Annotated in this window: 8 protein-coding genes; 5 read left to right on the top strand and 3 right to left on the bottom strand. The window is 27.4% G+C overall.

Annotation, left to right across the window (positions count from 1 at the left end; all coding sequences use genetic code 11):
• A partial coding sequence (locus MBCUT_RS08540; RefSeq protein ID WP_067260260.1) for a hypothetical protein occupies nt 1-945 on the bottom strand: 945 nt, incomplete at its 3' end.
• 696 nt (nt 946-1,641) lie between these two features.
• On the opposite strand from MBCUT_RS08540, the gene MBCUT_RS11385 reads away from it, so the two are divergent.
• Nucleotides 1,642-1,797 carry a hypothetical protein gene (locus MBCUT_RS11385; protein ID WP_169805430.1) on the top strand — a complete coding sequence of 52 codons (156 nt, stop codon included), beginning with the start codon at nt 1,642-1,644 and terminating at the stop codon, nt 1,795-1,797.
• Here MBCUT_RS11385 and MBCUT_RS11595 read toward each other — a convergent pair.
• Nucleotides 1,789-2,148: a GNAT family N-acetyltransferase gene (locus tag MBCUT_RS11595; protein ID WP_245634978.1), complete on the bottom strand. Its 360-nt coding sequence runs from the start codon at nt 2,146-2,148 to the stop codon at nt 1,789-1,791. The two genes, MBCUT_RS11385 and MBCUT_RS11595, sit on opposite strands and share 9 nt — an antisense overlap.
• A 625-nt stretch (nt 2,149-2,773) precedes the next feature.
• Here MBCUT_RS11595 and MBCUT_RS08530 point away from each other — a divergent pair.
• Nucleotides 2,774-4,462 (top strand): glutamate--tRNA ligase, encoded by a 1,689-nt coding sequence (locus tag MBCUT_RS08530; RefSeq protein ID WP_067260259.1) that lies wholly within the window; start codon nt 2,774-2,776, stop codon nt 4,460-4,462.
• A 623-nt stretch (nt 4,463-5,085) separates the two neighbouring features.
• On the opposite strand, the gene MBCUT_RS08525 is transcribed toward MBCUT_RS08530, so the two are convergent.
• Complete coding sequence (locus MBCUT_RS08525; protein ID WP_067260258.1) at nt 5,086-5,952, bottom strand: hypothetical protein; 867 nt, start codon at nt 5,950-5,952, stop codon at nt 5,086-5,088.
• Between the two features lie 785 nt (nt 5,953-6,737).
• Here MBCUT_RS08525 and MBCUT_RS08520 point away from each other — a divergent pair.
• From MBCUT_RS08520 to MBCUT_RS08510, 3 genes are all read left to right on the top strand, one after another.
• Nucleotides 6,738-7,973 (top strand): LL-diaminopimelate aminotransferase, encoded by a 1,236-nt coding sequence (locus MBCUT_RS08520; protein ID WP_067260257.1) that lies wholly within the window; start codon nt 6,738-6,740, stop codon nt 7,971-7,973.
• Between the two features lie 123 nt (nt 7,974-8,096).
• Nucleotides 8,097-8,894 (top strand): DNA alkylation repair protein, encoded by a 798-nt coding sequence (locus MBCUT_RS08515; RefSeq protein ID WP_067260256.1) that lies wholly within the window; start codon nt 8,097-8,099, stop codon nt 8,892-8,894.
• 1,069 nt (nt 8,895-9,963) lie between these two features.
• Nucleotides 9,964-12,682: beta strand repeat-containing protein (locus MBCUT_RS08510; RefSeq protein WP_157082556.1), on the top strand; the 2,719-nt coding region annotated here is incomplete at its 3' end.

Raw genomic sequence — 12,682 nt, 5'->3', positions numbered from 1 at the left:
TTTAGTATCATTTTTATGATTCTTTGTTTTTCTTCTTTGATGATTTTTTTTATCAATTTTGGTTATTTTGCCTCCTTTTTTCTTAAATTTATTTATTATGCTTTTTAGTCTGTTATTTATGGCTGAAAGTGCGTGTTTTAAGGATAATTGTCTTTTAAATCCGTGCTTTTCTAATAGTTTTTTATATTTAGGTTTTAAATCTACAGTTATGTATTTTTCTTCAGGTAAATAGCCAGATATTTCTTTAAAAAACTTATCTAAGTTTTCAACTGTTTCTTTACTATATAAATCGTCGTAAACGACTTTTTTGCTTATGCCATCAGTTATGCAAAAGTAGAAACAATGCCAACCTCCTTGTGCTTTTGACCATAAAACATCAAATGTGTATCTTCCTGAGGAATCAAGAGGTATTTCATTGGGGTTTTCAGTTGAAAGTATTATATTTTCAATTGTTTGATGTGAAACACTTAAATACTCATCCTTATTTAAAAAATCAGCAATGACTCTTAAGGGCATATATATTGGAGCATTATGGTCTTTAACAGTGTTAATAAATTCATAAGAATAATTAGAGTTATCTTGAACTATATCACTAATATTAGACTCAAAAAACTGTGTTTCTCCTGTTAAATGTTCATATTTACAAAAATATCCTTGTATCCTTAAAATACTCCTCACCATGAGCTTGAAAATAATCAAACGACCCCTACTACCATTTTCAACAACATTTTTAGACCCACAAAATGGACAAATCGGTATTTTCTCTTGTAAATACTCAAAATTCCTTTTTAACTTTAATTTAATATTACTAACATTATTTAAACAATTTTCAAGCCATTTACGAAATTTATTCGACATAAAACTAATTTTATCAGCAACAACATCCAAAGTTCGCTGATAATCATCTAAAACAGATACAGCACAAATAATATCTTTATTTAACATGATAAATAATATATAATAAACAATTATACAAATATTTTGATTATAAACATTAAAACAAAGAATAATAAAAACACACCACCTTAAAATACTAAAAATCAACAACCTATAAATTAAAACAATCCCTTAAAAGAAGTTAAAAATCAATGAAAATTCAATGAAAAACATATACATATAAAAAATAGGCAAAAAGTAATACTGAAAAATTCAAAAAAATAAAGAACAAAAAACACTCCAATTTAAATTTAGCCAAATAAAAAAACGAATCATACAAAAATCAAAATCAGTAATACAAAAAAAATTTCAAATCAGTAAAATATTTGACACTGCCCATAATACTAATTTATAGACATATTAAAATATAGTCATGAAAATAAAGTTTATAAGTAATGATATTTTTTAAAAACTTTTATATTCATTTATTTCTCAATCTAAATAATTACAATATATATTTTTTTAATAATAAAATTATTAAAGATTATTTTAGAAATTAAAGATAATAACAACTTATATTTATGAAATAGATTAATATTCCAATAAACCATTGATTAGAATCTTTTCTTTCAGGACTATATAAAATTTTTTTGAGGTAGATCTATCTAGGGGTCTACCTCTATTTTTTTTCATTGTTTTTTGTAAACAATTATATATAGTAAAAAACAATATTAATATTAGTGAATATAAATTGGAGGAGAAAATATGGCAAAACCAATAGGAACAACACCTACTTTAAAAGGTGAAGATGCTCGTGAGTTTTTGAAACGGATGAAAAAACCTCCTAGTGAGAAAGATAGGGAGTTTAAGAGGAAGCTTAATAAATTGGGTTCTCAAAGAAGAGTACGCTTTTTATCTTAATTTGTTAATATCTTGATAAAGTGTGAATGTACGCTCAGGATCCTTTTCTATATTTTTATTTAATTTTTTTAAATTTGCACTGTCTTTTTTTAAACTAATGAAATTGTTTTTTATGTAGAAATGATAGGCTACTGCATAGGCTTCCACTATTATAAATCTTAAACCTACTTTTTGTGATAATGATAGTATCTCTAGAATAAGTTGTCCCATCACGTTAGAACCTATTCCTTGTTTGGAGTATTCTTCGCAGATTGCGAATCTGCCTATTTTTATTGAAGGTATTTCTTTAATTTCGGGTAGTTGATTTTTAATTGATTTTTGTGTGTCGTCATCAATATGATCTATTCTCATTTTATCTGTTAATAATGAGAAAAACCCAATTATTTGATCGTTGCATAAAATTAGTTGTGTTATGTTTAGATTTTCTTTTTGTTGTGTTAATGCATCGTTTATTAAGAAATCGTTTAAATCTTATGATCCACATTTGAAGTCATTTAACATGTGTTTGTCTGTTAATGTTTCAAATTTATAATTGTTTAGTATATAACTTATTTCCATGACTTGTACCTCTTATGTGGATTTACACTACATCAGATATAAATCTTTTTAGATAGTAAATAAAAAACACATTAATAAGAAACTAGTAAAAAAATACGCCAAAAAACAAATCTTAAAATAAATAATGTAAAAATTTATTATGTTAGTCCAACAAAAAATTATAAAACGAGAGTGTCCCATAATTACTTTTTCACTAAACAAATCTACAAACATTTGAAGAAATTATTAAGATAAATTAAACAAAAAAAGAAAATCTTGGTGATTTTTACAAATTTGTTCATGCAAAACTTAATTATGGGACACTCTCAAAACTTAATTTTATTTAATTCTTTAATTTTTTATGAAAATAATAACCTAACACACTTAATACAAAAACTATGAAAAGTATGTCAAAAATGACTTTAAGGTCTACGATAACATGGATGAGTTAGAAAAAACGATTTACAAATATGTGCTTTTGAATGCAGTTAAACATAAAGGAAATGCAAATCCTGGGGCAGTTATTGGAGCCATAATGAGTAATGAGCCAGAACTCAGGAAAGAAGCTAAAAAGATAGCTCCATTAGCTAATGAAATAACAGCTAAAGTTAATGGAATGTCGATTGAAGAACAGAATAACGAAATAGCTAAGTTTGGAATAGTCTCAAATAGTGGAAAAAAGGAGAATAATAAAGAAGAAGGTCTGGGTGAGCTTCCTGGAAGTCATGAAAATGTTGTTATGAGATTCGCTCCAAATCCAAGTGGACCTCTTCATATTGGCCATGCAAGGGCTGCTGTTCCTAATGGTGAATATACTAAGAAGTACGGGGGAAAATTGATTCTTAGAATTGAAGATACTGATCCAAAACGAATTTATCCTCCTGCTTATGATATGATTCCTGAAGATTTAAAATGGCTAGGAATTGATATAGATGAAGTATTTTATCAAAGTGATAGATTTCCAATTTACTATGAATATGCAGAAGAACTTATAAAAATTGGTGCTGCATATATGTGTAGCTGTGAAGGTGCTGATTTTAAGAAGCTTAAAGATGAATCTAAGGCATGTCCATGCAGAGAACTCTCAATAGAAGAGAATCTCAAATTATGGGAAGAATTTCCAAAGATGGGAGCTGGAAAAGGTGTTCTTAGAATAAAAACTGATATCAATCATAAGAATCCAGCTATTCGTGATTGGGTAGCTATGAGAATTGTAGAAGAAGAACATCCTAGAATAGGGACAAAGTATAGGATATATCCAATGATGAACTTTTCAGTGGCTATTGATGATCATTTAATGGGAATGACTCATGTTTTAAGAGGTAAAGATCATTTAGCTAACAGTGAAAAACAAAAATATCTATATGAACATATGGGCTGGGATGTTCCAGAATTCATTCATTATGGCCGTCTTAAAATGGAAGACATAGCTTTAAGTACTTCAACTGCATTACTTGGAATCGAGGATGGAACATATGCAGGATGGGATGATCCAAGACTTGGAACACTTCGAGCAATAGCTAGGCGAGGAATTCAAAGTAAAACAATCTATGATTTAATTCTGGAAATAGGAATTAAAATGTCTGATTCAGCTATTAGTTGGAAGAAAATTTATGGTTTAAATAGAAATATCTTAGAAGAGAAAGCTAATCGTTATTTCTTTGTTCCAAATCCTAAAAAGATAAAAATAGCTAAGTTAAATGATCTTGAGGATTTAGCTATTCCTGAAACAATTGAAAGACCATTGCATCCTGATTTTTTGGATAGGGGAATGAGAAAACTAGTTTTAAGTGATGAAGTCTATTTAGCTAAAGATGATGTCATTAATGGATTAACGAGATTAATGGATGCCGTAAATATCGATATTGAATCTGGTTCAGCTATTTACAATAGTAAATCTTTTGAAGAAGCTAGAAATAAAAAAGCAAGGATAATCCAATGGGTTCCATCTAAAGATAATGTAAAAGCGAAAATAGTCATGGATGATGCTTCAGTAATACAAGGACTTTGTGAAGCAGACTGTCTCAATTTAAAAGTAGGGGATATTGTACAATTTGAAAGATTTGGATTTGCAAGACTTGATGAAATAATAGATGATGAATTAACATTCTACTTTGCTCATAAGTAGAATTGTATTTCCTTCCTTTTTGGTATTAAAAGTGCAATGTTGAACATCCATTAAAAAATGAGATAAAAAATAGTAATGATTTCAAAAAAACGTAACAAATATATAGCATTAACAACATATAATGTATCTGATTAATAACGTTTAATAGAATATTAAGTAATAACACTTTTTCAAAGAAAAGAAATAAACCATGGAAAAGATTCTTCGCTCTTAAGTACAAAAAATATTTTTTAAACACACACTTTGAAAAAAATTATTACGAACTTAAATAGAGAAATAGACGAAAAAGGTTAAAAATCTGCTTCAAAAATCTTTTTCCTTTCTCTATTAAACTATTTATTTTGACTAGCTATAATTTCTCTTAGATTTTATTCGTTTTATATAATTTTTAAAGCTTTAGTAAAGTCAATTTTATTAGTTCTACTAAAGTCAATTTTATTCTAAAATTTTTAAACTTCTAGAAAGCCAATTTAAAGTTTTAATAAAGTCAATTTTAATATTTCTAGTGATTTTATTCTTTTTATTTTATTTATTAACTAGATGTTAACTATAATTCTATTAAATCATATGTTATTTAAATTTTATTAAATGGAATGTGATTAGAAAATTTAATAAGAAATAAATTAGAGAATTTTTTTAATATCCAACAGATTTATCCATTTTTCTTGAGATCTGTATTTAATTTTTACATTTTCATGCTTTATATCTAAAACTTGACTTGAATAGTTTTCACTATTATAATTGAAGATAATATGATCCCCAACATTCAAATTTTTACTTTCTCCTCCTATAACTGCAATTTTGCTCATCTCATGAACACCTCCATTATTTTTTAATGGAATTTGTTTATTAGAATGCATAGAATCAGAAATGGAATCATCTATTTCTAATTTAATGTCAGGATTGTATTTTTCATTATTATAATCTTGTGGAATGATATAATCATCATGATTATCGATTGTAATGTCAGATTTTGCTATTCTAAAGCTTCCATCATTTCTTTCTTCTATGTCTACATTATTTAATATAGGGTCTATTTCACTAGGGTCTATTTCACTATCAACATCCATATTTTTCTCTTTATCATAGTCGATATCTGTGTTTCCATGATAATAATCTTCTTTAGACTCAAAACTAACATATTCATCTTGTTCTGTTAAATTACTACCGTTTCCCATAATCTTATGATGTTTAGAATTCATAGGTTCTTGAAATACTCGACTGGCAATTCCATTTTTTAGTTCTTTTGGTTGATTCATTGGTTCTTTCCATGATTTACTAACAAAGCTATATTCTTCTTTTTCTCCTTGTTCTTCTTCTACATAACTTTCAACCATAGGATCTTTCCAAGTAGTGTTAACAATAGGAGGTAATTCAGATGACAGGTCTTTTTGACCTTCTTCATCTTTATAATATATTTTAACAATTATAATAGCAACTATGCCTATTATTGCTATTGTAAGAAGTATTGGCATTGTAATTGGATTCATTTTAACCATCGAAATATTTTTGATTTTTATATTTTAAATTATTAAAGTTTATTTTATTTTTCTATTAGTTAGAGAGTTTATTTTTTAATTAGATTTAATATATTTATTTAATTGGATTTAACATATTTAAATTAATAATATTCTCTTTTGATAATTTTATTTTAATATACCATATAATATTCTAGATCATAGTAAGTAATAAGTTAATGATAAGGTAAATATTTTAGATGATAGTATAATTATATTAGAATATATTGTTTAATATTAAATTATATTAGAATATATTGATTAATATTAAATTATATTAGAATATATTGTTTAATATTAAATTATATTAGAATATATTGTTTAATATTAAATTATATTAGAATATATTGATTAATATTAAATTATATCTACTATTTTTCATCATGATTTTTCTAATTATAAATAAATTTTTCTACTTAAACTAATATTTGTATTCTTAATAATTAAAACTTTAGGTAATTTTTACATAATTTTTATTTTTGTAATTTTTAATTCATAATCATAATCTGGCTATTTGAACTGGTTGGCAATGTTTTTGGTAACCATTTGATTTTTTTTGATTTTTTTATTTTTTATTTATTAGCTATTATTTAGGATTTAAGAATATTATTAAAGAGTAAGATTTATTAATAAATTTTAATAAATCTATTAATATACTAATGATATATGTTTCAAATCACATAATAGCTGAATTCATGAAATTTTAGAAATCATATTGATTTATTAAGTATTTATTTATTAACAAAGAGGATATTAAAATGGCAGTTAAAATCAATGAAAATTATCTTTTATTGCAAAATAGCTATTTATTTGCTGAAATAGCTAGACGAGTGGAGAAATTTCAAGAGGAAAATCCTGATAAAGATGTAATTAGAATGGGAATAGGAGATGTGACTAAACCACTTTCTCCAACTGTAATTAAAGCATTTAAAGATGCTGTTGATGAAATGGCTAATGGTAATACTTTTAAAGGTTATGGGCCAGAGCAGGGATACTCTTTCTTGGCTGAAACAATTGTTAAAAATGACTTCAATCCACTTGGGATAGATTTAGATTTAGATGAAGTCTTTATTAGTGATGGGGCTAAATGTGATACAGGAAATATTCAAGAGATTTTTGATTTAAATAATATTGTAGCTGTAACAGATCCTGTTTATCCAGTTTATGTTGATACCAATGTTATGGCAGGTAGAACTGGTCCTATTAATGAAGAAGATAGATATGAGGGTTTAGTTTATCTTCCATGTGTAGAAGAAAATGATTTTGTTCCAGAACTTCCAAAGACTCACACTGACCTTATTTATCTCTGTTACCCAAATAATCCTACTGGAACAACTCTTACAAAAAATCAACTAGCTAAATTTGTTAAATATGCACAAGATAACCATGCAATAATCCTTTTTGATGCAGCGTATGAAAAATTTATAACTGAAGAAGATGTACCTCATAGTATATATGAAATTGAAGGTGCTAAAGAGGTAGCTATTGAGTTTAGAAGCTTCTCTAAAACAGCAGGATTTACTGGAACACGTTGTGCATATACTGTCGTTCCAAAAGATCTTAAAGCTTATGATAGTGATGGAAAAGAGCAATCTGTAAATGCCCTTTGGAATAGAAGGCAAACTACTAAATTTAACGGAGTATCATACCCAGTTCAGAAAGCAGCAGAAGCTACTTATAGTAATGAAGGAAAAAAAGAGATAGAAGAAAATATAGCTTATTATATGAAGAATTCTCAGGTAATAAGGGATAGTTTAACTAAATTAGGACTAAATATCTATGGTGGGATAAATTCTCCATATATATGGATAAAAACACCAAATAATATGGATTCTTGGACATTCTTTGATCTTCTTTTGAATGATGCTAATGTAGTTGGAACGCCAGGGGCAGGATTTGGTCCTAGTGGTGAAGGCTATTTAAGATTAACAGCTTTTAATACACTTGAAAACACAAAAGAAGCTATGGATAGAATATCTGAACTTTCTTTCTAAATTAAATCACTTAATTAAATCACTTAATTAACTCACTTAATTAAATCACTTAAGTAAAAATGATTGAAAAAAAGGTGAAAACATCTAATGGAAATAATCATGATTATTTTAATGGTGTAATTAATGAATATTGAAGATAGAAGGGGAGCTCGAAAATTAGCTGATGTTCCAGAGGAAGTAAGGGAGCTATTGAATCAAGGGAAAATTTCTTCTGTAAACCTAATGGAATCATTAGCTATTAATCATTCTGAACTTGTTAAGAATGTTCTTAAAGAAGCAGATGCAGAAAATTACATAAATAGCTCTCTTCAAGAACTAGACAATTTAGAAAAGAAAACTTCCCTTAAATGTATAATAGCTATTGGTAGAAGATTACAGGAAGAAATATCTAAAAATAATGATAAAAAATTACTTGAATTTATTAGTAATCATAATTCTGACACTGTAAGATCATGGGGGGCTTATATAATAGGATTAGATGATGAATTATCCATTGGAGAAAAATTGATAGCTATTGAACCATTTGCTGCTGATAAACATTTTGGAGTTAGAGAAATTGCATGGATGGCTGTGAGAGAGTCCATAATTGATAATTTAGATGAATCAATAGATATTTTATCAAGTTGGTCAACCAATGAAGATTCTAATATTCGTCGCTTTGCCAGTGAAGCAACTCGACCTAGAGGAGTTTGGTCTAAACACATCAAAAAATTAAAAGAAGAACCCGAGTTAGGTTTAAAAATAATTGAACCATTAAAATCCGATTCAGAAAAATATGTTCAAGATAGTGTAGGTAATTGGTTAAATGATGCAAGTAAATCTAATCCCAATTGGGTTGTAAACATATGTAATGAATGGAATAAAGTTTCACCAACAAAAGAAACAAAACGAATAACTAATCGAGGACTAAGAACCATATAACTAATTAATTATAATATTTTTAGGATTATAGAATTAGTTAGATATGCAATGTTTTCATAAAAACATTTCATATTGATTTATAACTTTTTTCCTTCTAATTTTTACTTATCAGAAGAATTATCACATTAAATAAAAAGAATGGGAAATATTTAGCTAATTTTCCCATTTTGATCCTTACTAACAAGATATGGGGTACTAATGTTGAAATCACTGATTATTACATTAATTATATCCACAAAAACTTGAGATAAAGGAAGTTCCCCACACATTATTCAGCCTATGCCTCTATAATGTATAAATATTTTATGTATTTCTTATTATTTATAATTTTTTAAACAAACTCACTATTTTTTAAATAATGAAAAAGAACTTTTTTATTCATTATTTATTTTTTAATAGTATCAATAGCTATTATTTAAAATTTTTAAATGATTTCAATCATTTGTTTCCTTTTTTAACACTTTTTTATATATTTTTTACTATTTTTCTGAGTTGTGGCCGAATGTCTTTTTAGTAAAAATTTGACTTTCTTTATTTCGAGTTTAAATATTATTATCCTTAAAAGTTCTGATTAATTTTCAAAAATTTTTATTTTTGCTTTCTTTTTATGTATATATTTTTTAATGGTATTATTTTGTTATTGTGGTGTATTGTTATTTATAATAAAATAGGTTGAAAATTAAATGAGGAATTAGTAGGTTGTTTTTGTATTGGGGTGTTTTTTTTCTTTATTTTTTTGTTTTTTTGTTTGTGTGTTCTTTGTATGTTTAGGGGGGGGGGGGGGTAGTCTATGGTTTTGTTCTTGCTTTGTGGTTTATCTTTGTTTTTGTTTTGGGGTGTGTAGAAGTGATATCTTTATATATGGGTAATTGCTATAAGTATGTTTGTCCAGTAGTTAAAAGTTAATAGTTTAATAGGATACTAACTGTTCTTTAGATGACTAACAAATTTTTTCTATTTATTGATAAAGGTAATAGTTAGTAGTTGATTGTTAGGCATTTTTTTATTTTTTAATAATAATGGCTGGATGGTATATTTGAATATATTAAAATGAGAGGTGAAAGATATTATGAATAAATTTAAAAAGACGTCTTTTTGGATGATTTTATTTTTGCTACTTGCTTTGTTGGTAATGGTTAGTTTATCAAACAGTTTTGCAGCAGATACTAATATTACTAATAGTACTGCTGGTGGACTTAAAAACGCAGTTAACCAATCAGCCAACAATGACCGAATAATACTATCAGACGGCACCTATACTGGAGACAACAACACCGATATAGTTATAAATAAGAACTTAACCATAACTGGTAAGACTAAAGCCAATACAATTATTGATTTGGTTGGTGTTAATAGATTATTTACGATTAATCCCGGTTCAAACTTGATATTAGCTAATTTAACATTGCAAAACGCGTACATGGAAAATGGTAGTAGCCTAATTAATAATACTGGCTATTTAACAATAGAAAATGTCAACGTGATTAATAATGCAGTGATTGAAAATAGTACTTCTGGATTTTTGATTTATAATTATAAGGATTTAACTGTCTTAAATTGTACATTTAATAACAACAGAGGTTATAGTTGGTTTATTGTTTCAGCACCTATTAATTCAGAGATTTCTAATTTAAATATTATTAATTCTACTTTTACTAATTGTAGTTCTTCTTATGCTGGGTTGGTAGGCGTAGGGACCAGTAGTCCTGGTGTTAATTGTATTGTTAATATTATTGGTTCTAACTTCACATCTAATAATGCTTCTTCTGGAGTAGCACATAATATATATGTTGAGGATAACTCTACTGTTGAGTTTAATATATATGATTCAAATTATAGTTATAATAGTGCAGCTTATGGTGGGGCAATAGTAATAACCTCTGGTGATAATACGACTGTAACTCTTAATATTTATAGATCTAATTTCACAGGTAATAATGCTAATCGTACAACATATGGTGCTGGTGGAGTAATATCTATGGATCAGACTTATTCCAAATATTCTAGTTATAATTTATATATAGCTAATTCTAATTTTGTAGGCAATAATGCTTCTTATGGTGGAGTAATACGTACTATTCACGATATTAGTAATTATTCTAATAATAATAGTCTTGTAATAAGCAATTCCACCTTCATAAATAATACTGCTACCTATGGTGCGGTAATCTTTGATACTGAAGATCCTAATATTGAGATAATTGATTCCATTTTTGATGGAAACAAAGCAAGTAATAGTGTACTCCATATATCTACTAATTCGAATAATGTTGCTAATATCAAAATAGCTAGATCTATATTTACTAACTCAATGGTTAGATTTATATTTATAAATACTAGTACTAATGGTACTGTTAATGTTGATATTCTTAATTCCAGTTTTGTAAATAATAGTGGTGGAGCAATCTCTATAAATGCTGGTAGTAATGGTACTGTTAGTGCTGATATTGTTGGTAATATTTTTGTAGGCAATTCCAACGCATATGGTGCTATTCGTGTTAATACTCCTAATGTGAAAGTGAATTATAATGTGTTCTTTAATCAGACTATTCCCATTAGTTCTAATGATACGAGCAATAATGTGAATGCTGATTATAACTATTATGGATACAACGGCATACCAACTTTGACTAATGTTGTTGTAAATAGTTATTATGTGCTTGGTATTACTAATATAAGTGATCTTAGCGCTAATTATAATGTTGGTGATTTATTAAGATTCAATTACACTGTGTATTTGAATGGTTCTAATGATAGTTCTGGTTCTGATTTGTTGCCTTCTATGAATGGTGTTTATTGGAATGGTACCTTTTTCAAAGAGTTTGGTTTAAACAATTCTGGTATAATTGAAGTACCTATTCAAAGTATTGCTGATCCGAATGTTGTGTTTAAGAATTTAAATGGCACTATCATTGGTAGTGGTATCTTCACACTAACTGGAACTATTAGTAAAGGTAATATTACTAATATCACTATTGATCAACTAATTATCGTGAATAATAGTGTAGCTGATATAACTTTACATATTAATCCAAATATTGGTGGTTTATCACCTATCACATTCAATGTCACTATTGGTGGTCAAAGTCAGAATGTTACATTTGTTAATGGAACTGGAATATTCACTGGATTTAATTATGGTCAGCTTGGAAATCAAAGCTTACCAGTAAGTTTTGCAAGTACAGACGATTATAACCCGGTAAGTACTAATCTTAACACTAGTTTTAAAGATAATGTAAACTTAGACATTACAGCTGATGATGTTATCTATGGTGATAATCTTACTGTAGTGATTAATGCAACTACACCTAATGGCACAGCTATCATAGATGGAGTTTATGAAGTAATCATAAACAACATAACTTACAATGTGACATTCACTAATGGTGTAGGTAGAGTGAATATCACTGGCTTAGATGCAAATGAATACACATATACTATAGTATTTAAAGCAAACAGCAATTACACAGAATCCAACAACAACGTGAATTTCATTGTCAGTAAATCAGGAACTATAATTAATGTTGACTTACCTACTGATGCTGTTTATGGTGAAAACTCCACTATTGCTGGTAATATCACTGATGCTAATGGTAACCTAATAAACGGAACATACAACATCACAGTAACCATCAATGGCATAGAATACAATGTAACAGTCATCGATGGATTATGGAGTTTAACAATACCTAATACAAAGTCAGGACTATCTAACATAGATATATCTTTCTTTGGAGATAATAACTACAATAATGCAACAATAGCTACTAACTACACTGTTAATCCAA

It is taken from the genome of Methanobrevibacter cuticularis, from assembly GCF_001639285.1.
In the GTDB taxonomy this organism is placed as follows: Archaea; Methanobacteriota; Methanobacteria; order Methanobacteriales; family Methanobacteriaceae; genus Methanobaculum; species Methanobaculum cuticulare.
The sequence above is the reverse complement of the archived record's forward strand: the minus strand, read 5'-3'. Positions and strand labels throughout refer to the sequence as shown.